The organism is Phenylobacterium sp. NIBR 498073, from assembly GCF_027286305.1.
Lineage (GTDB): Bacteria > Pseudomonadota > Alphaproteobacteria > Caulobacterales > Caulobacteraceae > Phenylobacterium.
Window position 1 is genome coordinate 1957150 of record NZ_CP114599.1, and the last position, 23872, is coordinate 1981021.

Consider the following 23872-nt stretch of genomic DNA (forward strand, 5'->3'; position numbering starts at 1 on the left):
GACTAAATCCCGGCCCCGTTGTCCAGGCTTCTTAGCGCAGCTTCGTGGGCTTCGGCCTCGGCCGCGATCCAGTTGATGAACGCCTTGACCTGCGGCAGCCGGCCCTTGGCCTTCGGATGTACGACGTAATAGGCGAAATCGACCGCCGTCGCGATCTGCAGCGGCGCGATCAGCCGCCCGGCGTCCAGGTCGGCCTGTGCCAGGGTCCGCTTGGCCAGCGCCACGCCGCGGCCGTTGACCGCCGCCTCGATCACCAGGCTCGACTGGTTGAATCGCGGGCCGCGGGCGCCGTCGATGCCGCGCAGGCCGCGCGCCGCCAACCACATGGTCCAGTCTGGGCACGAATCGTCGGGCTCGGGCGAGCCGTCGTGTAGTAGGATATGGTTGGCCAGGTCAGCTGGCTCGTTGAGCGGGATGTTCGCCGCAAGCTCAGGAGAAAGCACGGGAATCACCGTTTCGCCGATCAGCCGGCGGACCTCCAGGCCCGGGTAGCGGCCGGCCCCGTAGCGGATCGCCACGTCCACTTCGCCGGCGGTCAGGTCGACCAGCTCCAGGCCCGCCGACAGCCATACGTCGACCTGCGGATGCAGCTCCTCGAATCGGCCCAGCCGCGGCACCAGCCACTTGGCGGCGAACGACGGCGCGGCGGTCAGCGTCAGCCGCCGGCCGTCGACCGCCGCGGTCAGCATCGAGGCCGCCTCGGCCAGCCGGTCGAACGCCTCGCGCAGAGCGGGCAGGGCGGTCTGCGCCGCGTCGGTCAGCAGCAGGCCCTTGGGCGTGCGTTTGAACAGGGCCGCGCCGACATAGTCCTCCAGGTTCTGGATCTGCTGGCTGACCGCTCCGGGCGTCACCGACAGTTCGTCCGCCGCCCGAGAAAAATTCAGGTGCCGCGCGGCCGCCTCGAACGCCCGCAGGGCGTTGAGTGGCGGCAATCGGCGGCGTTCCGCATTACGCTCCATCGAGTTTTCCTGACACCCCCGGCAGAAGTCCTTGGGTTGCGAATTGGCGCTTTCACGACCAGTTTGCAACCGTTCGCCGAGGTATTGGCCCTTTTCGTCGGCGGATATTGGGGCGGGGCGGGTGCGAACCCGTCCCGCTCTCACATTCAAGCTCTGGCGTTTAGAGAACCTAAAAACAATGCCTCACCGCAAGCCCAAAAACGAGAGCGGCCAGCGCCTCGTCGTCCTGGGCGGGGCGCGCCGTCGCGCGACCGGGGCGGTCTGGCTGGTGGGCGCGGGGCCCGGCGATCCCGAGCTGCTGACCCTCAAGGCGCTCAAGGCGTTGCAGGCCGCCGAGGTCGTCGTCCATGACGGCCTGGTCACCGATGAAATCCTCGACCTGGCGCCGGTCTCGGCCCGTCGCATCAGCGTCGCCAAGCGCAAGTCGCGCCATTCCTACGCCCAGGACGAGATCAACCGGATGCTGGTCGCTTTCGCCCAGGAGGGACTGAACGTGGTCCGCCTGAAGGGCGGCGACCCGTTCATCTTCGGCCGCGGCGGCGAGGAGCTGGAGGCCTGCCGCGAGGCCGGCGTCGAATGCCACGTGGTCCCCGGCGTCACCGCCGCCCTGGCCGCCGCCGCTGACGCCGGCGCGCCGCTGACGCATCGGGGCAGCGCCCAGGCGGTCACCTTCGTCACCGGCCACGCCGCCGCGGGCGCCGAGCCCGACCTCGACTGGGAAAGCCTGGCCAAGGCCAACCAGACGGTCGTGATCTACATGGGCGTTTCCACCGCCGCCGGCATCGCCGCCCGGCTGATCGGCGCCGGCCGCGCCGGTTCGACCCCGGCGCTGGTGGTCGAGAACGCCAGCCGCGCCGACGAGCGCCGCATCGTCACCACCCTGGCCGAACTGCCGGCGGTCGCCGAGCAGGTGGCCGGTCCGGCCCTGCTGATCGTCGGCGAGGCCATGGCCCTGGCCCAGTCATCTGGCGATATGGCCTCCGGCGATACCGCCGCCTTCGAACCGAAACTTGAGTTGCGCGTGAAATGAAAGCCCTGACCGGAAATCGCCTGATCGACGGCGAAGTCGTCTTCTGGAAGGCCGGCGCCTGGGTCGAACGCTTCGCCGACGCCGAGCTGTTCGAGTCGGCCGAGGCCGGCGAGGCCGCCGAAGCGCACGCCAAGTCCCAGCAGACCGTGATCGTCGATCCCTATCTGATCGACCTGATCGAGAGCGAAGGCCTGTGGGCGCCGGTCAGCTACCGCGAGCGCCTGCGCGCGCTCGGCCCGACCAACCACCTGCACCACGGCAAGCAGGCCGAGGGCGGGGCCGCCATCGAGGCCCTGCAGCACGCGTCCGGCGCCGCCCGCTCCAGGGGCCGCGTCAACCTGATCAAGCGTTAGAGGGGGGAGGGCCATGTACCAGTACGACACCCTCGATAAGGAATTCCTGGCCGACCGCGCCGCCGAGTTCCGTGAACAGGTCGTCCGCCGCTTGGCCGGCGAGATCACTGAGGACCAGTTCAAGCCGATCCGGCTGATGAACGGCCTGTATCTGCAGTTGCACGCCTACATGCTGCGTGTCGCGATCCCCTACGGCTCGCTGAACCCGACTCAGCTGCGGGTGCTGGCCGACATCGGCCGCACCTACGACAAGGGCTACGGCCACTTCACAACCCGCCAGAACCTGCAGTTCCACTGGATCAAGCTGGCCGACACGCCGGACATCCTGGACCGGCTTGCGGCGGTGGACATGCATGCCATCCAGACCAGCGGCAACTGCATCCGCAACACCACCGCCGACCCCTATTCGGGCGCCACCGCCGAAGAGGTCGACGATCCGCGCGTCTGGTCCGAGGCCATCCGCCAATGGTCCAGCCTGCACCCGGAATTCTCGTTCCTGCCGCGCAAGTTCAAGATCGCCATCACCGGCGCCGCCAAGGACCGCACCGCCGCCAAGGTGCATGACATCGGCCTGATGATGCGCCGCGGCCGCGACGGCACGCTGGGCTTCGAGGTGATCGTCGGCGGCGGCCTGGGGCGCACGCCCTTCGTCGGCCCGACGATCCGGGAGTTCCTGCCGGCCAACCGCCTGGTCTCGTACCTCGAAGCGATCCTGCGCGTGTTCAACCGTCACGGACGCCGGGACAACAAGTACAAGGCTCGCATCAAGATCCTGGTCGCCGCCCTCGGCGCAGAGGAGTTCGCCCGTCAGGTCGAGGAAGAGTGGGCCAAGATCGGGCCGGAGAGCGACCTTCCGGACACCGAGATCGCCCGCATCCGCGGCGCCTTCGCCCCGACCGTCTTCGACACCCTGGTGAATCGCTCGGAAGCGTTCGAGGCCGCCAAGGCCGCCGATCCGGGCCTGGCCCGCTTCGCGCGCAACAATCTGCGTGAGCACAAGCGCGCCGGCTACACCATCGTCGAGATTTCGCTGAAGGCGATCGGCGAGACCCCCGGCGACGCCACCTCCGACCAGATGGACGTCGTCGCCGACCTGGCCGAGCGCTACGGCCAAAGCGACATCCGCGTCACCCACGAGCAGAACCTGGTGCTGCCGCACGTGAAGCTCGACGATCTGCCGGCGGTTTATGCGGCGCTGAAGGCCGCCGGTCTGGCGACGCCGAACGTCAACCTGATCACCGACATGATCGCCTGCCCGGGACTCGACTACTGCGCCCTGGCCAACGCCCGGGCGATCCCGATCGCCCAGGACATCGCCCGCACCTTCGCTGACCAGGACCGCGCCGAGCAGATCGGCGAGCTGAAGATCAAGATCAGCGGCTGCATCAACGCCTGCGGCCACCACCATGTCGGCCACATCGGCATCCTCGGCGTCGATAAGAAGGGCGAGGAATTCTACCAGCTCACCCTTGGCGGCTCGGGAGCGGAAGACGCCTCCGTCGGCTCGATGCTTGGTCCGGCCCTGCCGGCCGATCGCGTCGCGCCCGCCATCGACACCCTGGTCGAGGTCTATCTGCGCGAACGCCAGGGCCAGGAACGCTTCCTCGACACCTTCCGCCGCACCGGCGTCGTTCCCTTCAAGGAGGCCGTCTATGCCGACGCGAATTAAGCTGGCGGACGGCCAGTTCTCACTGGTCGAGGATCCCTACACCCACGTCGGCGACGACGAGGACCTGGTCCGCGGCGACCTGATCATCTCGCTGACCCGCTTCCAGAGCGAGGGCGAGCGGCTGCTGGCCGAGGGGCGCTCGGTCGGCGTGCGGCTGGAGCCGGCCGAGGAGGTCGAGGTCCTGGCCTACGACCTGCCGCGCATCGCCCTGGTGGCGGTGGCCTTCCCGAAGTTCAACGACGGCCGCGCCTATACCGCCGCGCGCCTGCTGCGCGAGCGCTACGGCTTCAAGGGCGAGATCCGCGCCGTCGGCGACGTGCTGCGCGAGCAGGCCGGCTTCATGGTTCGGGTCGGCTTCGACGCCTTCGAGCCGGCCGACGGCTCGACCCCCGAACAGTGGGCCCACACCGCCCACCGCCAACGTCACGTCTACCAGCGCGCGGCCGACCGCCGGGCGCCGGCCTTCGCCGAAAGGGAGTGAGCTGACCATGGCCTTCGATCAGTTGGAGCGTCCGTCCCTCGCAGCCCGGCTCGACGCCGAACTGCGCCACGCCCATCCGGCCACCGTGCTGGAATCGGCGGTCGAGGCGTTCGGCGACAAGCTGGCCCTGGTCTCGTCCTTCGGGGCGGAGTCCGCGGTGCTGCTGCACATGGTCTCGAAGATCAAGCCGGACACCCCCGTGCTGTTCCTCGACACCGGCATGCTGTTCGGCCAGACGCTCGACTATCGAAAGAACCTGGCGGCCAGGCTCGGCCTGACCGACGTGCGCGACCTGCGCCCGGCCTTCAACGACCTGGCGGTGGCCGATCCGGACGCCAAGCTCTGGCAAACCGACACCGACGCCTGCTGCGAGGTGCGCAAGGTCGTGCCGCTGGACCGGGCCTTGGCCGAGTTCGACGGCTGGATCACTGGCCGCAAGCGCTTCCACGGCGGCGACCGGCTGTCGCTGCCGGTGGTCGAGCAGGCCGACGGCCAGGTGAAGTTCAATCCGCTGGCCAACTGGGGCAAGGCCGAGTTGGACGCCTACATGGCCGAGCATGATCTGCCGGCCCACCCGCTGGTCGCCCAGGGCTTTCCGTCGATCGGCTGCTGGCCGTGCACCAAGCCGGTGGAGGAGGGCCAGGACGTCCGCGCCGGCCGCTGGGCCGGCCAGGAAAAGACCGAATGCGGCATTCACGTCGCGCGCGCGCCGGGCGCCGTCGCCAATGTCGGCGGCGACATCTGACGGTCGCGTTGCTACATACGCTCCAACCTCGTCGGCGGCGCGCCTCGCCGCCGACCCTACGGCAGCCAAAGACTTGTCATGACTGATGTAATCGCTCCGGCCCCGGCCGTTTCGAAGGCGCGCGGCGCCTTCATGGTCGAGACCGTCACCTGGGTCCAGCACTGGACCGACGAACTGTTCTCGTTCCGCACCACCCGCGATCCGGGCCTGCGCTTCTCGTCCGGCCAGTTCGTGATGGTCGGGCTGGAAGTCGACGGCAAGCCGCTGGTCCGCGCCTATTCGATCGCCAGCCCGTCGTGGCACGACGAGCTCGAGTTCTACTCGATCAAGGTCGCCGACGGCCCGCTGACCTCGCGCCTGCAGAAGATCAAGGTCGGCGACGAGGTGCTGATCGGCAAGAAGCCGACCGGCACCCTGGTGCTCGACGGCCTCAAGCCGGGCAAGCGGCTCTACATGGTCGGCACCGGCACGGGCCTGGCGCCTTGGCTGTCGCTGGCCCGCGACCCGGAGGTCTACGACCGCTTCGACGAGGTGATCGTCACCCACACCGTGCGCAACGTCGCGGACCTGAACTACGCCGAACTGTTCGAGAAGGAGCTGCGCGAGGACGAGATCCTCAGCGAGGTGATCGGCGACAAGCTCCGCTACTACCCGACCGTCACCCGCGAGCCGTTCCGCACCCAGGGTCGGATCACCGACCTGATCACCTCGGGCAAGATTTTCGAGGACCTCGGCGTGCCGCCGCTGGACCCGGCCGTCGACCGCCTGATGCTCTGCGGCGGTCCCTCGGTGCTGGCCGACCTCAAGACCCTGCTGGTCGAGCGCGGCTACGTGGAGGGCTCGCTCGCCGCCCCCGGCGACTTCGTGCTGGAAAAGGCCTTCGTCGAGACCTGAGGCCTCAGGCGCCCTCGAACAGGCTCAGCTGGTCGGTGCGTTCGGCCAGCTGCGCCTGCATCGTGCAGACCAGCCCGCTGCGCTCGTAGCTCATCGTCACCGCGCCCCGCAGCTCGCCGCGCAGGCCGCGTTCGATCAGCCGCGTGCCGAAGCCCTTGCGCCGCGGCGGCTTGACCCGCGGTCCGTCGCGCTCGGTCCAGATCACCTGCAGCTGCTGGCCCTCCAGCGTCCAGGTCATGTCGACCTTGCCCTCGACCACCGACAGCGCGCCGTACTTGACCGCATTGGTCGCCAGCTCGTGCAGGATCAGCGCCATCGACAACGCCGCGCCCGGCTGCAACCAGGCCGCCGGCCCCCGCAGGGTGATCTGATCGGCGGTGGCGTCCAGGAACGGTCCCAGAGCGCGTTCGGCCAGGTCACGCAGCTCCGCGCCATGCCAATGCTCGCGGGTCAGCACGTCGTGCGCCTGTGACAGGCCCAGCAGCCGCGCCTCCAGCTTCTCATAGACGATTTCAGGGTCGCTCTCGCCGCGCAGGGTCTGCGAGGCCATCGACTGCACCGTCGCCAGGGTGTTCTTCACCCGGTGGTTCAGCTCGTTGATCATCAGCCGCAGCTGGCCCTGATAGCGCTTCTGCTCCGCCTCGGCCTGCTTGCGCGCGCCGATGTCGTCGATGATCGAGATGAAGTAGTCGGGCTCGCCGGCGGTGTTGCGCACCAGCGCCACGGTCAGGTTGTTCCAGACCACCTGGCCGCCCTTGGCGATATAGCGCTTCTCCATCGAATAGGTCTCGATCGAGCCGGCCAGCAGGGCGTCGGTGAGCGTGATGTTGGAATCCAGATCGTCCGGGTGGGTAATCTGCTGGAAATCCATCCCGGTCAGCTCGTCGCGGTCATAGCCCAGCATGGCGCAGAAGCGGTCGTTCATCTCCAGCAGGCGGCCGTCCGGAGCGACGCGCGCCACGCCCATCGCCGCCTGGTCGAACACCGCGCGATAGCGCGCCTCGGCCGCCTCCAGCCGCGCGCGGGCCTCGACAGTGGGGGTGACGAACTCGGTGTAGAGCACCAGCCCGCCGATCTCCCCGTCGTCGTCGCGCCAGGGCTTCAGCGACCAGCGGATCCAGTCCACCCGCCCGTTGGAGCGCTCGAAGGGATCGGCCTCGTGGCTGAGCTCCAGCCCCTCGGCCAGCGCGCGTCGGTGGATCTCGCGCCACCGCTCGGGAATGTCCGGAAAGACCTCATAGTGGTGTCGGCCGACCAGGGGCAGGTCGCCGGGCAGGCCCTGTTCGGTCAGGAAGCGGCTCGACGCCGCCGGATAGCGCATCTCGCGGTCGAAGATGGCGATCCCCAACGGCGCCTGGCTCAGCGCCGTCAGCACGCCGGAATGCGCAGACACCTGCAACGCCGTTCTCGCCTCGTCGACCACGCCTGGTGTCTGCCGTCCCACAGCCGCCAGCGACGATGGCCGCTGCATACAACCCAAAGGATATAGCCAGTCCCAATGGGTCAAGGGACGTTCGGTTCCCGAGGGGGATGGGATGCAGAACGCCGCGAGTTGTGGCCTTTGCGCCCTACTACGCCCCGAAGTCCAGGCTGGCCGTCACCTCCAGGATGAACGCCGCTCGAGCCTCGACCGACCCCCTCGGAACCGTAATCGGCTGGTATCCCAGGTCCAGCAGCTGGCGTCTGATCGCCTCGTGCGTGGCCAGGCAGTCCTCGAAGGTCTGCCGACGCTCGGCGTCCTGCGTGTAGATCTCCGGCCATGGCGGCGGCGTGAAGACCAGTTCGTTGTAGCGCAGGCGCTTGGCCGCCGCCCACATCCAGGGCGGCGCCTGAGGCGTCAGGCTGTCGACGATCCCACGGTCGAAGAACACCCGCTCCTGCACGCCCTTCATCGCCTCGAACCTGGCGATGTCCTCCCGCGCGGCCAGCGTTCCCAGCTTCAGGCTGCGGCTCTGTGCGCGTCCTTCGCGGATGATCCTGCGATGGGTCTCCTCGACAACCCGCTCCCCGCCGCGGCGCAATTCCTCCAGCAGGGTGGTCTTGCCGACCCCTGGACCGCCGGAGATCAGGAAGAAGTTGGGCTTGATCATGCGACCTCACGACGAATTGGGGGGCTACGGCGAAGGCGCTCCGGGGAACACCCGATGGCGGGCGCTCGACGCTCGGGGGCAGGGTGCCTTCAACCCCAAGGAGGAACCCAGATGCCGCTCACCGAGTATGAACCAGGCCAGGCCTTTCCCGGCGTGATCGGCCGGACCTTCGACGTCTCCAAGCCGGCCTGGCCGGCGACGCCGCAGGCCAAACCCGGCGCACCGAACGTCCTCTTCATCGTGCTCGATGACACGGGATTCGGGCATCTCGGATGCTTCGGGAGCCCAATCAATACACCCAACTTGGACGCTCTGGCCGCCGACGGACTGCGCTTCAACAACATGCACACGACCGCGCTCTGCTCGCCGTCGCGCTCGTGCATGATCACCGGCCGCAACCACCACTCCAACGCCATGGCCTGCATCACTGAAGGGTCGGAGGGTTATCCCGGCGCCAATGGCCAGATCCCGATGGAAAATGGCTTCCTCTCGGAGATCCTGCTTCAGAACGGCTACAACACGTACGCCCTGGGCAAATGGCACCTGACGCCAGCCGAGACGGCCTCTGCGGCCGGCCCCTACGACCGCTGGCCGCTAGGCCGCGGGTTCGAGCGCTACTACGGCTTCCTGGGCGGCGATACTCACCAGTACTATCCCGAACTCGTCCGCGACAATTCCCAGACCGAGCCTGAGACGACCCCCGAGGAGGGCTATCACCTGACGCCCGACCTCGTCGCCAGGGCCAAGGCGATGATCGCCGACGCCAAGCAGGTCGCCCCGGACAAGCCCTTCTTCATGTACTTCTGCACCGGCGCCATGCACGCGCCGCATCACGTCCCCAAGGAATGGGCCGACAAGTACAAGGGTAAGTTCGACGACGGCTGGGACGCCTATCGCGAAAAGACCTTCGCCCAGCAAAAGAAGCTTGGGATCGTCCCCAAGGACACCGTGCTGTCGCGCCACGACCCCGACGTGCAGGACTGGAGCAAGCTGCCCGCCGACGAGCGCCGGCTCTACGCCCGGATGATGGAGGTGTTCGCCGGCTATCTGGAACACACCGACCACCACATCGGCGAGCTGATCGCCTTCCTGAAGGAGATGGGCGAGTACGAGAACACCCTCATTATGGTGATCTCCGACAACGGCGCCAGCGCTGAGGGCGGGCCGACCGGATCGGTCAACGAAGGCAAGTTCTTCAACAACGTCCCGGAGAACCTAGAGCAGAACCTGGCCGCCATCGACGACCTGGGCGGGCCGAAGTACTTCAACCACTATGCCTGGGGCTGGACCCACGCGGGCAATACCCCCTTCCGGCGGTGGAAGCGCGAAACCTACCGCGGCGGCACGGCCGATCCGTTCATCGTCACCTGGCCCAAGGGCATCAAGGCCAAGGGGGAAATCCGCAGCCAATACGCCCATGCGATCGACATGGTCCCGACCGTGCTGGATTGTCTGGGCATCACGCCGCCGACCTCGATCCGCGGCGTCACCCAGTCGCCGATCCAGGGCTTCAGCCTGAAGTCGTCGTTTGACGACGCCAAGGCGCCGGCCATGCACATCACCCAGTATTTCGAGATGTTCGGGCACCGCTCGCTCTATCACGACGGCTGGCGAGCCGTGTGCCCGTGGCCGGGCCAATCGTTCGTGGAATCAGGCCTCGGGTTCGGCGCTCCGATCACCTACGATAAGCTGACCGAGCTCGATGCGAAGGGCTGGGAGATCTATGATCTCACGTCCGACTTCGCCGAGACCAACGACCTCGCGGCCAAGGAGCGCGACCGCCTGATCGCCATGATCGGCATGTGGTACGTCGAGGCCGGCAAGTACGATGTCCTGCCGATCGACAGCCGCGGCACTCTCCGCTTCGCCGACGAGCGGCCCCAGGTCGCCCCGCGACGCAAGAAGTATCGCTATTATCCGGGCACCCAGGTCGTGCCGCTGCTGGCCGCGCCCACCCTGGTCAATGTCACGCACTCGATCTCGGTTCACGCTTCGGTGCCCAAGGGGGGAGCGGAAGGCGCGCTGTTCTCGATGGGCGGCTGCGACGGAGGGTTCGTACTCTACGTCAAGGACGGCAAGCTGACCTATGGCTACAACTACTGCGCCGACGCCCGTTACAAGGTGATCGCCGACAGCGCCGTCCCGGAAGGCGACCACGTTTTCAGCTTCGAGTTCAAGCCGACCGGCAAGCCCGACCTGGCCAAGGGCAAGGGCGTTCCGGCGACAATCACGCTCTATGTCGACGGCAAGAGCGTTGGAAAGGGAGACCTGCCGGTCACCATTCCGATGTCGCTGGGCCTGGCGGCAGGGGTGTGCATCGGCGCCGATGCCGGCTCCCCGATCATGGACGACGAGTATCCCTCGCCGTTCCGCTTCACCGGCGTGGTGAAGAAGGCGCTGATCGACGTCTCAGGCGACGAGATGAGCGACGCCGACAAGAAGGTCACGGCGGAGGCCTACCTCAAGGCGGCCATGGCCCGGCAGTAGCGGGGCAGGGCCCGGGCTGACCGCTCTAGTCGACCAGCTCGGGCGCCTCGACCCGGTCGGGGACGTCGCAGAACAGCGAGGCGATGAACTCGCCGTTCGGGCGATAGACCTTGCGGAAACGGCCGGCGTCCCAGCCGCAGTCGCCGCAGGCGCAGACGCCGCCGAGATGGCAGCTGGGCGTCAGTTCCTTGAGCCGGACGCTGGCGCCGTCGCCGACGGCGCGGATGTTGGTGACGGTGTAGATCGCCCCGAGGTCGGGCATGATCTGGCTCTCGGGACGGTTGGGCGTGTCGTCTATGCACTCGACGAGATCGCCCGCGCGGATATCGGACAAGTTACACGGGCCTTTGGCAGCCGCCGTGCACGCCGAGGCGCGCCCGGCGATAGGGACGCTGAAATGCTCGAGGCGCTGGGAAGTTCCAGCACCCTCGAAGCATCATTCAACAGCGTGAGAGGTCAGGCCATGCGGCCTGTCGCCGCCCTGGCGGCGGGCCCGTCAGGCGGGCGGGCAACCCTTGAATTCGCCGGCCTTGGCGACGGTCAGCTTGGCCAGGTTCAGCGCCATCAGTGGGCGCATCGACGACGAGCCATGGCCGGTGAACAGGTCGATCTTTTCGCCCTTGATCGCCCCGCCGGTGTCGGAGGCGTACCAGAAGCCGTCGTGCTTGGAGCCATCGGGCATCGGCAGGCCAACGGTTTCCTTGATGAACAGGCGGGTGCGGCGAGGGATCAGCTTGGTGTCGACGGCTACGGTGCGCATCGCGACCACCTTGCAGCCGAGCGAGTCTAGGCCGCCCACGCCCTTGGCGCCGGCATGATAGAGGGTGGCCTTCATCCGGAAGTCCGGGGTGCCCGGCAGGGCGCCGGTCAGGGCCGAAACAATCAGGTCCCCGAGCGGGTCCGATTGAGGCGCAGCTTGTGCGCTTTGCGTCAGCCCAAAGAAGAAGGGGAGGGCGGCAAGGGCGGCGAGGCGACGTCGCATGACGGCGGCTCCTTCGTCGTTGATCTTGGCAGCGGCGGTCTTCGTACCCGGACTCCGAGCGAGAGATCAACCCCACGTGAACCGCACCCTCTCGCGACATATCGCCACGAGCGCTTTGAGCACAGCCCGCGGAAGGCTATCAACCCTTTGAGAAGCAAGGGGTTGAGGCATGCGCATCTATGGCGATTCCATCTCGGGCAACTGCCTGAAGGTGAAGTGGGTGGCCGACTATCTTGGCCGTAAATACGAGTGGATCGAGACCGACATCCTGCGCGGCGAGTCGCGCACGGCTCAGTTTCTGGCGCTCAATCCAGCCGGCCAGGTGCCTCTGGTGGTGCTGGGCGACGGGCGTCCGCTGGCCCAGTCAAACGCGATCATCGTCCACCTGGCCGAAGGCTCGGATCTGATCCCGGCCGACGCCTACGACCGCGCGCGGATGCTCGAATGGATGTTCTGGGAGCAGTACAGCCACGAGCCCTACGTCGCCGTGGCCCGCTTCCAGGTCCGCTACGCCGGAAAGCCGGTCTCCGAACTCGAAGCCCGGCTCGTGGAACGCGGCAACGGCGCGCTGCAGCGGCTGGAAGACGGCCTGGCGGCCTCGTCGTTCCTGGTCGGCGAAGTCCCCAGTCTCGCGGACGTCGCACTCGTCGCCTACACCCGCGTCGCCCACGAGGGCGGCTTCGACCTCGCTCGTTACCCGCGCGTCCAGGCCTGGGTGAAGCGGGTGGAGGCCGCGCTCAAGATCGCATAAACGGAATCGCATGAAAGCTCAGCTGCTCGCCGCCGTCGCCGCGCTCTGTATCCTGCCCGCCCAGGCCCACGCTTGGGGCGCGATGGGGCACCGGATGGTCGGCGAGGCGGCCGCCCGCGCGCTGCCCGCCGAGGTTCCGGCTTTCTTGCGCACGCCGGCGGCGGTGCGAGACATCGGCGAGCTCTCGCGTGAGCAGGACCGCTCCAAGGGGGCGGGCCGGATTCACGATCACAACCGCGACGCCGGCCACTTCCTCGACCTCGACGAGGAGGGCAAGCTGCTCGGCGGCCCGTCGTTCAAGCCGCTGCCCGCCAACCGCGCCGACTACGAAAAGGGCCTGCAGGCCGCCGGCCTCGACAGCTGGAAGGCCGGCTACCTGCCGTATTCGATCGTCGACCGCCACCAGCAGCTGACCAAGGACTTTGGCTACTGGCGGGTGCTGACCTATATGGCCGCGCGCGAGAAGAACCCGGTGCGCAAGGCCTGGTATAAGCGTGACCTGGTCCGCCGCGAAGCCCAGATCCTCCAGACCATCGGCGACCTCTCGCACTTCGTTGGCGACGGCGCCCAGCCGCTGCACGTCACCGTGCACTACAACGGATGGGGCGAGTACCCGAACCCCAAGGGCTATACGACCGCCCGCATCCACGGTCCGTTCGAGAGCGAGTTCGTCTTCGCGAACGTCAAACCTGCCGATGTGGCGATACGCATGCAACCTCTGAAGGCGTGCGATTGCCCGATCGAGACGCGGACCGTCGATTATCTTACCGATACAGGCGCTTACGTGATCCCGCTCTACGAGCTGGAGAAGGCCGGCGGGCTGGCGGCCGGCGATCGCCGGGGCGTGGAGTTCGCCGCCGGCCGCCTCGCGGTCGGGGCATCGGAACTGCGCGACATGGTCGTTTCGGCCTGGCGCGGCAGCGACAAGGCGACCGTCGGTTGGCCGGTGCTGCGCGTCGATGACGTGCTGGCGGGCAAGGCCGATCCGTTCGATTCCCTGTACGGCAAGGACTGAGCCGATGCGCGTCGCGCCTCAGTTCGGCGATCGCAGGGCCGGACGGACCTATGCCGACCGCCCCGCGGCGTTCGGGATCCTCGAACGCGACGGGCAGGTTGCCGTGGTGCGGATCGAAAAACCTGACGGTGCGACCTGGATCGACCTGCCCGGCGGCGGGGTCGATCCCGGCGAGAGTCCGGAGCAGGGCGTGGTGCGCGAGTTCGGCGAGGAGGCCGGCCTGAAGGTCGCCGTCCGCGAGCCCTATGCTATGGCCGACCAGTTCTTCGTCAACACCGAGGGGGAGGCCTGGAACAACCGCAGCGCCTTCTTCGTCCTCGACCTCGTCGCCGAGGATGCGGCGTCGAAAATCGAAGAAGATCATATGCTTGTGTGGTTGTCCCCGCTGGAGGCGATCGCCGCCCTGCGCCACGATTCCCACGCCTGGGCGGTGGCTGCCTGGATGCGCCGCTAGGTGCGTTTGCGGGCGGGGCGGCGAGGCGCCGCCTTGGTCTTCGGCTGGCGTCGGTGGCTCGGGGCGCCGGCCTCCTGCCTTGCTCGGGTCGAGGCCTCGTCGAGTTCGCTGAGGATCTCCTCGAGGTCCTTGTCCGGCAAATTCTCTATGCCGATGAACGAGTTATGCGCCTTCGAAACGCGGATCAGCTCGTCGAGCTTAGCGTGCAGGGCGCTATTGTCCCGGTTCTGAGTGTTCTGGATCAGGAACACCATGAGGAAGGTCACGATGGTCGTAGAGGTGTTGATCACCAGCTGCCAGGTGTCCGAAAAACCAAACAGCGGCCCGCTGATCGCCCATAGGACGACAAGGACGCAACAGACGACGAACGCCAGCGGGCGCCCGGTCAATCGCGAGACGTCGGTGGCGAACTGGGTGAAGACGTGGGTGACTTTGCCGCTCATGTCTGGAGGTCCCGCCGCATTGCGCGGCGCAGGCTGAACGGGTACTGGCTGCGCCAGTTCCGACCCGCCCCTAGGAGAGCGCATGTCCCAGGCCCAGATCATCGACGGCAAGATCACGGCCGAGCGCCTGCGTGCCGAGGTGGCGCAGGAGGTCGCCGCGCTCAAGGCCCAGCACGGCCTGCAGCCGGGCCTGGCCGTGGTGCTGGTCGGCGAGGATCCCGCCAGCCAGGTCTATGTCCGCTCCAAGGGCGAGCACTCTAAGGCCGCCGGCATGCACTCGGTCACCCATCGCCTGTCGGCCGACGTCAGCCAGGACGACCTGCTGGCCCTGGTGCGCCAGCTCAACGTCGATCCGACGATCCACGGCATCCTGGTGCAGCTGCCGCTGCCCAAGGGCCTGGACGAAAAGGCGGTCATCGAGACCATCGACCCGGCCAAGGACGTCGACGGCCTGCACGTCGTCAACGCCGGCCGGCTGGCCCAGGGGCTGCCCTCGCTGGTGCCCTGCACGCCGCTCGGCTGCATGATTTTGCTCCGCGAGACGCTGGGCGACCTGACCGGCAAGCGCGCCGTCGTGATCGGCCGCTCGGTGCTGGTCGGCAAGCCGGTGGCGCAGCTGCTGCTGGCCGCCGACTGCACGGTGACCATCGCCCATTCGCGCACCCAGGACCTGGCCGCCGTCTGCCGTGAAGCCGACATCCTGGTGGCCGCCGTCGGCCGCCCGCAGATGGTCAAGGCCGACTGGATCAAGCCGGGCGCCACGGTGATCGATGTCGGCATCAACCGCGTGCCGTTCCGCGATCCGGTCAAGGCCGCCGAGGGCAAGACCAAGCTGGTCGGCGACGTGGCCTACAAGGAAGTTTCGGCCGTCGCCGGCGCGATCACCCCGGTGCCGGGCGGCGTCGGCCTGATGACGGTGGCGTGCCTTCTGCAGAACACGGTCACCGCGGCCAAGCGCATCGCCGGGCTGGAAGCCTAGGCGCCTCGGCCGTTGGTCCAGGCGACGAGTTCGCCCAACGCCTGGCTGACCGCTTCGTCATAAGCCTCGACGATGGACGAGACGCGGTTGCTGGTGGCGCGCACCCGGGTTTCGAAATTGCGCGAGCCCGCCAGCACCCGATCCGAGCCGGTCAGGGTCGCCCGCAAGGTGACGACGATCTCAGGCGCGGCCTTTGAGCCCTGGTTGTACTCGGCCTCGAACTGGGTGACGTCGACCCGCAGGATGTAGTCGGCCTTGCCGAAGTCGCCGCGGGTGAGCAGCCGCGCGGCGCCGGTGTTGGTGTCGAACGCCCGCGATAGCGACTCGTTGAACAGCACTGAAGCCGGGGAGACCCAACGCGCGTCTGCGATGTAGGCCGCCCGACTGCCGTTGATGGTCAGGATGCGGTCGTTGGCGGCCGACTGCACGAAGGACCCGCCGAGCCGGGCGATCGTGAACCGAGCCGTCTGGCCGGCCGCCGCCGCCTGGATGTCGCCGTCGAACCGATAGAGCTGAGCCGGCTTCTCGTCTGGTAGCAGGGTAATGCAGCCGGCGAGCAGGGCGGAGCAGGCCATCAGGGCGAGGGCGGGGAGGGTGCGCTTCAGGGCGTTCATGGCTTGACCTTGACCTCCTGGGCCGGGGACTTGCCGACCAGGCCGCGGGGGTTGGCTTCGATGTCGCGGATCAGCCGATCCAGGGAATCGGCGGTCTGCTGCAGGGACTGGATCGCCGAGGTGAGCTGCGGGAGCCCGTTGGTCGCGAACTCGTTGGCCGGGCCGTCTAGACGCCCGACCATGGTGCGGATGTCCTTGGCGGCGACCTGAGCCTCGCCAGCGGCGTCGGCCAGGTTGGCCAGGGTGCGCTTGCCTTCGCCGTCGACCAGGGCCTGGCTCGACTTGCTGAGCTCGGCGATCTGGACGGCGGCGGCGTCGATGTTCTGCAGCGCCTTCTGGGCGTCGGCGATCAGGGCCTTGCGTTCGCGCAGTTCGGCGGTGACGGCCTGAGCGTCCTCGACCGCGTCGCCGAACTTCTTGATGTTCTGGTCGGAGAGCACGCGGTTGACGCGGTCCAGCGCCTCGACCGTGCGGGTCAGCACGGTGCCGCCGCCTTCCAGCAGGTCCGACAGCGCGCTGCGCTGGGTGCGCAGCTTGGGCACCTTCCCGGGATCGACGGTGTCCTTCAGCAGTCGCTTAGCCGGCGTTCCGGCGGTGATCTGCACGTAGTTGATGCCGGTGATGCCCTGCGGCTCGAGGGTGGCGTAGGAATCGACGCGGATCGGCACGTCCGACGTCACGCGGGCGCGGGCGATGACTCTGTTCGGATCGGCCGGGTCTAGCTGGATCTTCGTCACTTCGCCGACCTTGATGCCGTTGAAGTGCACTTCGCCGCCTTGGCTCAGGCCCCGCACCGGGCCCTGGAAGATGATGTCATAGACATCGTAGTCCTGGGCGAAGCTCAGCCGCGCCAGCCAGACCACGAAGATCAGCAGGCCGGTCACCAGCAGCAGGGTCGAGAAGCCCACCAGGGCGTAGTTGGCGTCTTTTTCCATCAGGCTGGTTTCCCGGCTCTATGGGCCGCAACGGCCGCGGCGCGGCCGCGCGGTCCAAGGAAGTACTCTTGGATCCACGGATGCTGTGAACGCTCGAGCTCGGCGACGGGCGCTACTTCGACCACGTGCTTGTCGGCCAGGACGGCCACGCGGTCGGTGATCGAGTAGAGCGTGTCGAGGTCGTGCGTGATCATGAAAACCGTCAGGTCGAGGCTGTCGGACAGATCGCGGATCAGCTCGTCGAAGGCGCCGGCGCCGATCGGGTCCAGGCCCGCGGTCGGTTCGTCGAGAAACAGCAGTTGAGGGTCCAGGGCCAGCGCCCGCGCCAGGCCCGCACGCTTGCGCATGCCGCCGGACAGCTCGGCCGGCTTCAGGTCGCCGGCGCCGGGGCGCAGGCCGACCAGCGCGATCTTCAGATCGGCCAGTTCGTGCACTACGCGGCGGGGCAGCTTGGTGTGCTCGTACATCGGCGCGGCGACGTTCTCGCGCACGGTCAGGTTCGAGAACAGCGCCCCCTGCTGGAACAGCACGCCCCAGCAGCTCTCGATCTCCGACCAGCGGCGGCGGCTCGTGCGCTGAATGTCCTGGCCCAGCACTTTGACCGTGCCGGCGTCCGGCTGCCGCAGGCCGATGATCGAGTTGAGCAGCACCGACTTGCCGGTGCCCGACCCGCCGACCACGCCCAGCACCTCGCCGCGCTCAACGGTCAGATCGAGGTTGTCGTGCACCACATGGTCGCCGAACTGCGAGCGCAGGCCTCGCACCTCAATGGCCGGGGCGTCGTCGTCGAGCAGGGATTGATCGGCTAAATCCGCCACTTAGACATCCAACTGCATGTAGATCAGCGCAAAGACCGCATCGATCAGGATGATGGCGAAAATGGCATGCACGACCGCGGCGGTGACCCGGCGGCCGAGCGACTCCACGTCGCCGCCGACCTCCATGCCCTGGCGGCAGCCGATGCCCGCGATCACTGCGGCCATAATCGGCGCCTTCGACAGGCCGATCCAGAAATGCGTCGGTCCGACATTGTCCAGGATCCGCTGCAGGAAGAACGACGGGCCGAGGTCGAGGACCGTCCAGGTCACCAACAGGCCGCCGATCAGCCCCGATATCGTCGCCACGAAGGTCAGCAGCGGAATGATCGTCAGCAGGGCGGCGAAGCGCGGAAAGACCAGCGCCTCGAACGGATCGACGCCCAGAACCTTCATGGCGTCGACCTCCTGGTTCATCTTCATCGAGCCGATCTCGGCGGCGAAGGACGAGGCCGAGCGGCCCGCCAGCAGGATGGCGGTGATCAGGATGTTGAACTCGCGGAACACGGCGATGCCGATCAGTTCGACGGCGAACACCTCGGCCCCGAACTGCCGCAGCATGTTGGCGCCCAGCAGCCCGACGACGGCGCCGATGAAGAACGAGGTGAGGGTGACGATTGGGATCGCGTCCAGCCCCGCCCGCTCGGCCAGCGACACGCAGGCGGCCCAGCGGATGCGCCCCGGGTTGGCGATCGTGCGGCCGACGACCACCAGCAGGTGGCCGACGAACACCATGGTCTCGAAGATTTCGGCGCCGAGGTTGAACACCCCGCGTCCGGTGCGGATCGCCAGCTCGTAGAAGCCGCGGGGTTCCTGGCGTTTGGCCGGCTTGTTGCGGGCCGCAGCGGCGACCAGTTCCAGCAGCCTGTGAGTTTCGGGGCGGGCTTCGATATGGTCGGCGACGGAATGGTCGGCGACCGCGCGCAGGATGCCGTAGGCCCCCGCGGTGTCGAGCCGGCGGATGCTGGTCAGGTCCATCCCGGAGAGCGGCTCGCGGCGGACGGCGGCCACCAGACGGCTCACCGCGTCACCGGCCGCCGTCGCCGTCCAGTCGCCCGACAGCACCGCCCGGCGGCCGCCATCGGTCTCCATCACGCTGAAATCGGCGGGTCGTTCCATCGGCTCGCGTCGGGCCTCGTCAGCTTGCGTCCGCTTGAGTCGAAACGCCTCAAGCTTGAACCTAGCAGAGCCGCCTCAACACGCCGAACGCCTTATGGCGAAGGTTGTTCCGTGGCGCCAGCCTATCCAACGCGTCTCGCGACAAGGTGATCCTAGGTCGCAGGCGGCGGCCAAGATTTCGCCCAAGTCGCAGGCCCTAAGGGGGCCGGGGCGGCTCGGTCCGTCCCCTGATCAAGCGCCTATAGGTCGGGAGCGTGGGTTGACCCGTCGTCACGTCGAAATCGCCGGTAAGTCCGGCGCCCTTTACCGGTATTCTGCCCTGGAGGAGGATCGCGTTCTGCCGCCGGCCGGCGCGAACTACGTGATCTGCAAGCCGGCCGATCGCGGGATCGACATCCTGTTCGTCGGTGAGACCGACAGCCTGGCGCGGATCGCCTGGCGCGAGCAACTGGCCTATGCGCGCGACACCTATGGCGACGACGCTGACGTGCTGACCCGCCTCAACGTGCGCAGCGCCGTGCGCCTGGCGGAGCAAGAGGACCTTCTTGAGGAATACCGCCCGCCGATGAACGCGGGGGCCTAGCGCCCGCGGCCGCGCGTCGCCATTCTCCGCGCGTGTCCGATCCTCTCATCGTCATCCTCGGCGCCGCCGTCCGCCCGGACGGTCAGGCCAGCCCCGCCTTGATCCGCCGCATCAAGGGCGGCTTTCGGCTGGCCGAGGCGCATCCCGCCAGCCTGGTGTTCTGTTCCGGCGGGGTCGGCCGCTACGGGCCGTCCGAGGCCTCGATCATGGCTGAGCGGCTGACCGTCATGGGGCTGGCGGCCGAGCGGCTGGTGCTGGACGAAGGCAGCCTCGACACCTTGCAGACCGTCGTCGCCGCCGCGCGATATGTCCGTGCGCGTGGGTTGCCTGGCGTGATCGTCTGCACCGACAGCTATCACACCCCGCGCACGCGGCTGTGCTTCGCCGCGCTCGGCGTCGCCAGCGCCGACGGCTCGGTGCCGGCTGGCCCGCGCCAGATGGGCTGGGGCGCCTGGTGGCGGATGCGGCTTCGGGAGATCCCGGCGATCCCCTATGACGGGGTGCTGGCCCTGACCAAGCGCGGGGCGCTTCAGCCGGTCCAGCGATAGCCGACCCCAGGCTCGGTGGTGATCAGGGTCGGGGCGGCCGGGTCCGGCTCGACCTTCTGGCGCAGCTGGGCGACGAACACCCGAAGGTATTGGACGTCGGCCTCGTGGGCCGGCCCCCAGACAGCGGTCAGCAGCTGGCGGTGGGTGACCACCTTGCCGCCGCCGGCGACCAGCTGCGCCAACAGGTCGTATTCCTTGGGCGACAGGCGGATGGCGTGGCCTGCGCGGGTCACCAGCCGCTTGACCAGGTCGACGGTAAGGTCGCCGGCCGTCACCACCGGCTCGGCCCCGGTCGACTTCAGCCGGTGGCGTAGGGCGACACGAAGCCGCGCCAGCAACTCCCCGACTCCAAACGGCTTTTCCACATAGTCGTCCGCCCCCATGTCGAGGGTGTCGATCTTCTCGGTCTCCTTGTCTCGAGCCGAGAGCACGATGATCGGACCATCGTAGAAGGCGCGTGCGCGGGTCAGCGCCTCCTTGCCGTCGAAGTCGGGCAGGCCGAGGTCCAGCACCACCGCGTCGGGCGCCTTGCGGGCGATTTCCTTCAGGCCGTCGGCGGCGGTGTCGGCGCGCACGGGCTCATAGCCGGCCGCCTCCAGAGCCGGCTGCAGGAACCGGTGGATCTGCGGCTCGTCGTCGATGACCAGGATGCGCGGGCGGCTGGCGCTCACAGCATGTGCCCCGGCATGACGTGCTCCTTAGGCAGGCTGATCAGGATACGGGTTCCGCGGCCGTCGTGGATCGGGCTGGCGGCGGCGATCCGCCCGCCCATCGCCTCGACAAAGCCCTTCGAGATCGCCAGGCCCAGGCCCGCGCCCTTGCCGCGGTCGGTGGCTTCTTCCATCCGCCGGAATTTCTCGAACACGCGTTCCAACTCCTCGGTCGGGATGCCGCGCCCCTCATCCTCGATGGAGATCACCACGTTGCCGCGGTCCTCATAGGCGGCGACCTCGATCGCCGAGCCGTCGGGGCTGTAGGCGATCGCGTTCTCCAGGATGTTCACCAGGGCTTGCTCCAGCAGCGATGCGTCGGCCTTGACCATCGACAGCTGGTCGGGGAAGTCGCGCGCCACGCTGCGCTTGTCCAGCCGCCGCTGCACCCGCTCGACCGCCGCGCGCAGCACGTCGCGGATATCGACCCACTCGCGGCGGGTGACCAGCGCGCCGCCTTCCAGCCGGGTCATGTCCAACAGGTCGCCGACATAGCGGTTCAGCCGCTCGGCCTCCTCGCGTATCGACTGAAGAAGGTCGCGCTGGACATTGGGTTTCAACGATTTTCCGTAATCCAGAAGCGTCGTGACCGAGCCCAGAACCGTCGACAGCGGCGTGCGCAGGTCGTGGCTGACCGAGTTCAGAAGCGCCCCGCGCAGGCGGTCGGTGCGGCGCAGCGCCTCGGCGTCGGCGGCCTGGGCGGCGAACTCGGCGCGCTCCAGGGCGACCGCGCCCTGGTCGAGCAGGGCGGCGACGAAGCGTTCGTTGTCTTCGGCGGCCAGGGCGCGCGGTTCGACCCCGGCGACGCCGGCGCGGGCCTTGACGCCCTGCAGCGGCCGGAAGCTCCAGGCGGAGTTGGGCAGGGTGCCGGTGCCGGCTCCGGCCGGCTCGCCCTTTTCCCAGGCCCAGCGTGCGGCGGCCATATCGCCCGGCGCCAGGGCGTCCAGTCCCGGCGAGGCGGCGGTCAGCGCCAGGTCGTCCCGTTCGGGGGTCAGCACCACCGCAGCGCCGCTGGTGGCGGCGGCCAGCTGCTCGGCCAGGGCCTGGGCCGCGGCGTCCTGCTTGGCGGCCGAGGAGAGGCGGCGGCTGGCGGCCAGCAGCGCTGAGATCGCCGAGGCCCGCTGCGCAACCGCCCGGGCCTGATCGCGGATGCGGCCCGTCAGCCAGCCGGTGGTCAGGGCGACCGCGAAGAACACCCCGAAGGTCAGCACGTCGGCGGGATGGCCGATCCGCACCGTCAGCCGCGGCTCCAGGAAGAAGAAGTTGTAGATGAAGGCGCTCAACGCCGCGGCGGTCAGCGCCGGCCAGAGCCCGAACGCCAGGCCGCTGACCAGCACGCTCAGCATGAAGATCATCGCCAGGTTGGCGGTCTCGGCGACGTGGAACGTAACGCTGGCCAGCAGGGCCGCGACGACGACCAGGCCCACGGACCCGGCGTGCCCGGCCCATGGCCAGGCCCGCAGCGGCGTCGAATGCCGCACCGGCGCCGGATCGGGCTCGCCTTGCTCGGTGACCACGTGCAGGGCCGCGCCCCGCGCCTCGTCGAGCAGGGTACGGATCAGCGAGCGGTGGAACGGGTTGCGCCGGCGGCGGCCGGATTTGCCGACCACGATCTGGGTGACGTTGTTGCGCCGCGCATAGTCGAGCACGCTGGCGACCAGGTCGTCGCCGGTCAGCACCACCGTCGCCGCGCCCAGTTGTTCGCCCAGCTTCAGCGCCTCGTTCAGACGCGCCTGGCCGCCGGCGGGGGCGGGGCGCGCGTTGGGCCGCTCGACATGGGCCACGATCCAGGGCGCGTCCATCATCATGTCCGACAGCCGCCGGCCGGTCCGCACCAGCGCCCCGGCTGCGCCGTCCGGCCCGACCAGCACCAGGATCCGCTCTCCGGCGGCCCAAGGCCCCTCGACGCCGGCCGCCTTCATGGCCCCGATCAGCTGGTCGTCGACCGTCTGGGCGGCGCGGCGCAGCGCCAGTTCGCGCAGGGCGGTCAGGTTCTCGGGCTTGAAGAACCGCTCGGCCGCCAGCCGCGCGGTGTCGCCGATATAGACCTTGCCCTCGGCCATCCGCTCGCGCAGCTCGGACGGCGTGATGTCGATCAGCTCGATCTCGTCGGCGCGCGACAGGGCGCTGTCGGGCACCGTCTCGCGCTGGCGCACGCCGGTGATCTTCCAGACCACCTCGCGCAGGCTCTCCAGGTGCTGGACGTTCAGCGTCGTCCACACGTCGATCCCCGCGCCTAGCAGCTCCTCGACGTCCTGCCAGCGCTTGGCGTGGCGCGATCCGGGCGCGTTGGAATGGGCGTATTCGTCGACCAGCAGCAGCTGTGGCCGCCGGTCCAAGGCCGCGTCCAGGTCGAACTCCAGCAGCGTCCGTTCGCGATACTCGATCGGACGCCGGGCCATCACCTCCAGCCCGCGCAGCAGCGACTGCGTCTCTCTCCGGCCATGGGTTTCGACCACCCCGACCACGACGTCGCCGCCCTCCGCCTTTCGGCGGCGAGCGGCGCGCAGCATCTCGAAGGTCTTGCCCACCCCGGGCGACATCCCAAGGAACACCTTGAGCCGCCCTCGGCCCGGCCTCTGGGTGGCCGCCAGCAGGGCGTCCGGGTCCGGGCGTCGGGGTTCGTCCATGCTCATCGGGTCGGGGGCGGGAAGCGGGCGTCGAGGGCGAGGTTGGTCATCAGCACATTGACCCTCGGCTGGCCGAGGACGCCGAAGGTGCGCCCTTCCACATGGCTCTGCAACAGCGCGCGCACCAGCCCCGGATCCACCCTCCGGGCCTTGGCGATGCGATCGGCCTGCAGCAGGGCGTATTGCGGCGAGACGTCCGGGTCGAGGCCCGAAGCCGAGGCGGTCACCGCGTCGGCCGGGATTGTCCCGTTGACGCCTTGCGCGCGCAGCGCCGCGGCGCGCTCGGCGACCTGCGTGGCGAGGTCGGGGTTGAGCGGGCCGAGGTTCGAGCCGGACGAGGCGGCGGCGTCGTAGCCGTCGGCGCCGGCGGCCGAGGGGCGCGGGTGCAGGTACTGCGGCGCGGCGAAGTTCTGGCCGACCAGCTCGGACCCGACCACCTTGCCGCCTTCGACGACAAGGCTGCCGTTGGCCTGTTTCGGGAAGGCGGCCTGGCCGACGCCGGTGATCAGGAGCGGATAGGCCAAGCCTAGCAGCAGGGTGAAGAAAGCCATCGAGACGAGGGCGGGGCGGATAAGGGAAAGCATGG

General features: G+C 68.5%; 26 protein-coding genes. 13 read left to right on the top strand and 13 right to left on the bottom strand.

Features of this window, described 5'->3' with window-relative positions:
* Window positions 1-2 precede the first annotated feature (2 nt).
* Window positions 3-959 (bottom strand): transcriptional regulator GcvA, encoded by a 957-nt coding sequence (gene gcvA / locus O4N75_RS09760; protein WP_267229886.1) that lies wholly within the window; start codon window positions 957-959, stop codon window positions 3-5.
* A gap of 178 nt (window positions 960-1137) precedes the next feature.
* Here gcvA and cobA point away from each other — a divergent pair, with 178 nt between their 5' ends.
* From cobA to O4N75_RS09790, 6 genes are all read left to right on the top strand, one after another.
* Window positions 1138-1989 carry a uroporphyrinogen-III C-methyltransferase gene (gene cobA, locus O4N75_RS09765; protein ID WP_269629161.1) on the top strand — a complete coding sequence of 284 codons (852 nt, stop codon included), beginning with the start codon at window positions 1138-1140 and terminating at the stop codon, window positions 1987-1989.
* Window positions 1986-2342, top strand: a complete 357-nt coding sequence (locus O4N75_RS09770; RefSeq protein ID WP_269629162.1) for a DUF2849 domain-containing protein — start codon at window positions 1986-1988, stop codon at window positions 2340-2342. Before cobA ends, O4N75_RS09770 begins: the two co-directional genes overlap by 4 nt.
* Window positions 2343-2355: 13 nt before the next feature.
* Window positions 2356-4011, top strand: coding sequence for a nitrite/sulfite reductase (locus tag O4N75_RS09775; RefSeq protein WP_269629163.1), 1656 nt, complete (start codon window positions 2356-2358; stop codon window positions 4009-4011).
* Window positions 3995-4492: a DUF934 domain-containing protein gene (locus O4N75_RS09780; protein ID WP_269629164.1), complete on the top strand. Its 498-nt coding sequence runs from the start codon at window positions 3995-3997 to the stop codon at window positions 4490-4492. Before O4N75_RS09775 ends, O4N75_RS09780 begins: the two co-directional genes overlap by 17 nt.
* 7 nt (window positions 4493-4499) lie before the next feature.
* Entirely contained in the window at window positions 4500-5237 is a 738-nt protein-coding gene (locus O4N75_RS09785) for a phosphoadenylyl-sulfate reductase (RefSeq protein ID WP_269629165.1), read from the top strand.
* A gap of 78 nt (window positions 5238-5315) precedes the next feature.
* Window positions 5316-6131, top strand: coding sequence for a ferredoxin--NADP reductase (locus O4N75_RS09790; protein WP_269629166.1), 816 nt, complete (start codon window positions 5316-5318; stop codon window positions 6129-6131).
* 4 nt (window positions 6132-6135) lie between these two features.
* Here the strand turns inward: O4N75_RS09790 and O4N75_RS09795 are convergent, their stop codons facing one another.
* Window positions 6136-7524, bottom strand: coding sequence for a PAS domain S-box protein (locus tag O4N75_RS09795; protein WP_269629167.1), 1389 nt, complete (start codon window positions 7522-7524; stop codon window positions 6136-6138).
* A gap of 178 nt (window positions 7525-7702) precedes the next feature.
* Window positions 7703-8221, bottom strand: a complete 519-nt coding sequence (locus O4N75_RS09800) for an AAA family ATPase (RefSeq protein WP_269629168.1) — start codon at window positions 8219-8221, stop codon at window positions 7703-7705.
* Between the two features lie 111 nt (window positions 8222-8332).
* On the opposite strand from O4N75_RS09800, the gene O4N75_RS09805 reads away from it, so the two are divergent.
* Window positions 8333-10708 (top strand): arylsulfatase, encoded by a 2376-nt coding sequence (locus tag O4N75_RS09805; protein ID WP_269629169.1) that lies wholly within the window; start codon window positions 8333-8335, stop codon window positions 10706-10708.
* A gap of 25 nt (window positions 10709-10733) precedes the next feature.
* Here O4N75_RS09805 and O4N75_RS09810 read toward each other — a convergent pair whose 3' ends face one another.
* The gene (locus tag O4N75_RS09810) at window positions 10734-11042 is read right to left on the bottom strand and encodes a hypothetical protein (RefSeq protein ID WP_269629170.1); all 309 of its coding nucleotides are present in this window, start codon (window positions 11040-11042) and stop codon (window positions 10734-10736) included.
* 162 nt (window positions 11043-11204) lie between these two features.
* Window positions 11205-11690 carry a 3D domain-containing protein gene (locus tag O4N75_RS09815; protein WP_269629171.1) on the bottom strand — a complete coding sequence of 162 codons (486 nt, stop codon included), beginning with the start codon at window positions 11688-11690 and terminating at the stop codon, window positions 11205-11207.
* Window positions 11691-11859: 169 nt separating this feature from the next.
* On the opposite strand from O4N75_RS09815, the gene O4N75_RS09820 reads away from it, so the two are divergent.
* The 3 genes from O4N75_RS09820 to O4N75_RS09830 are packed head-to-tail and all read left to right on the top strand — an operon-like array spanning window position 11860 to window position 13910.
* Entirely contained in the window at window positions 11860-12441 is a 582-nt protein-coding gene (locus O4N75_RS09820; RefSeq protein WP_267229876.1) for a glutathione S-transferase family protein, read from the top strand.
* Between the two features lie 10 nt (window positions 12442-12451).
* Window positions 12452-13456, top strand: coding sequence for a S1/P1 Nuclease (locus tag O4N75_RS09825; RefSeq protein WP_269629172.1), 1005 nt, complete (start codon window positions 12452-12454; stop codon window positions 13454-13456).
* 4 nt (window positions 13457-13460) lie between these two features.
* A complete protein-coding gene (locus O4N75_RS09830) occupies window positions 13461-13910 on the top strand; it encodes an NUDIX domain-containing protein (RefSeq protein ID WP_269629173.1) in 450 nt (149 codons plus the stop codon).
* On the opposite strand, the gene O4N75_RS09835 is transcribed toward O4N75_RS09830, so the two are convergent.
* A complete protein-coding gene (locus O4N75_RS09835; RefSeq protein ID WP_269629174.1) occupies window positions 13907-14353 on the bottom strand; it encodes a low affinity iron permease family protein in 447 nt (148 codons plus the stop codon). The two genes, O4N75_RS09830 and O4N75_RS09835, sit on opposite strands and share 4 nt — an antisense overlap.
* 82 nt (window positions 14354-14435) lie before the next feature.
* On the opposite strand from O4N75_RS09835, the gene folD reads away from it, so the two are divergent.
* The gene (folD, locus tag O4N75_RS09840) at window positions 14436-15332 is read left to right on the top strand and encodes a bifunctional methylenetetrahydrofolate dehydrogenase/methenyltetrahydrofolate cyclohydrolase FolD (protein WP_269629175.1); all 897 of its coding nucleotides are present in this window, start codon (window positions 14436-14438) and stop codon (window positions 15330-15332) included.
* Here the strand turns inward: folD and O4N75_RS09845 are convergent.
* From O4N75_RS09845 to O4N75_RS09860, 4 genes are read right to left on the bottom strand one after another with little or no spacing between them, the layout of a single operon-like run.
* Window positions 15329-15946, bottom strand: a complete 618-nt coding sequence (locus O4N75_RS09845) for an ABC-type transport auxiliary lipoprotein family protein (RefSeq protein WP_269629176.1) — start codon at window positions 15944-15946, stop codon at window positions 15329-15331. The two genes, folD and O4N75_RS09845, sit on opposite strands and share 4 nt — an antisense overlap.
* The gene (locus O4N75_RS09850; protein ID WP_269629177.1) at window positions 15943-16881 is read right to left on the bottom strand and encodes an MlaD family protein; all 939 of its coding nucleotides are present in this window, start codon (window positions 16879-16881) and stop codon (window positions 15943-15945) included. Before O4N75_RS09850 ends, O4N75_RS09845 begins: the two co-directional genes overlap by 4 nt.
* Window positions 16881-17699: an ABC transporter ATP-binding protein gene (locus tag O4N75_RS09855; protein ID WP_267229869.1), complete on the bottom strand. Its 819-nt coding sequence runs from the start codon at window positions 17697-17699 to the stop codon at window positions 16881-16883. The genes O4N75_RS09850 and O4N75_RS09855 overlap by 1 nt, the downstream gene beginning before the upstream one ends.
* Window positions 17700-18815, bottom strand: a complete 1116-nt coding sequence (locus O4N75_RS09860) for an ABC transporter permease (RefSeq protein ID WP_269629178.1) — start codon at window positions 18813-18815, stop codon at window positions 17700-17702. It lies immediately after the preceding gene.
* 259 nt (window positions 18816-19074) lie between these two features.
* On the opposite strand from O4N75_RS09860, the gene O4N75_RS09865 reads away from it, so the two are divergent.
* Together O4N75_RS09865 and O4N75_RS09870 are read left to right on the top strand one after the other, a co-directional pair.
* Window positions 19075-19398, top strand: coding sequence for a hypothetical protein (locus O4N75_RS09865; RefSeq protein WP_267229867.1), 324 nt, complete (start codon window positions 19075-19077; stop codon window positions 19396-19398).
* Between the two features lie 32 nt (window positions 19399-19430).
* The gene (locus O4N75_RS09870; RefSeq protein ID WP_269629179.1) at window positions 19431-19946 is read left to right on the top strand and encodes a YdcF family protein; all 516 of its coding nucleotides are present in this window, start codon (window positions 19431-19433) and stop codon (window positions 19944-19946) included.
* On the opposite strand, the gene O4N75_RS09875 is transcribed toward O4N75_RS09870, so the two are convergent.
* From O4N75_RS09875 to kdpC, 3 genes are read right to left on the bottom strand one after another with little or no spacing between them, the layout of a single operon-like run.
* The gene (locus O4N75_RS09875) at window positions 19928-20617 is read right to left on the bottom strand and encodes a response regulator (protein ID WP_269629180.1); all 690 of its coding nucleotides are present in this window, start codon (window positions 20615-20617) and stop codon (window positions 19928-19930) included. The genes O4N75_RS09870 and O4N75_RS09875 overlap by 19 nt on opposite strands.
* Window positions 20614-23292 (bottom strand): sensor histidine kinase KdpD, encoded by a 2679-nt coding sequence (locus O4N75_RS09880; protein ID WP_269629181.1) that lies wholly within the window; start codon window positions 23290-23292, stop codon window positions 20614-20616. Before O4N75_RS09880 ends, O4N75_RS09875 begins: the two co-directional genes overlap by 4 nt.
* Entirely contained in the window at window positions 23289-23870 is a 582-nt protein-coding gene (kdpC, locus tag O4N75_RS09885) for a potassium-transporting ATPase subunit KdpC (protein WP_269629182.1), read from the bottom strand. Before kdpC ends, O4N75_RS09880 begins: the two co-directional genes overlap by 4 nt.
* Window positions 23871-23872 lie beyond the last annotated feature (2 nt).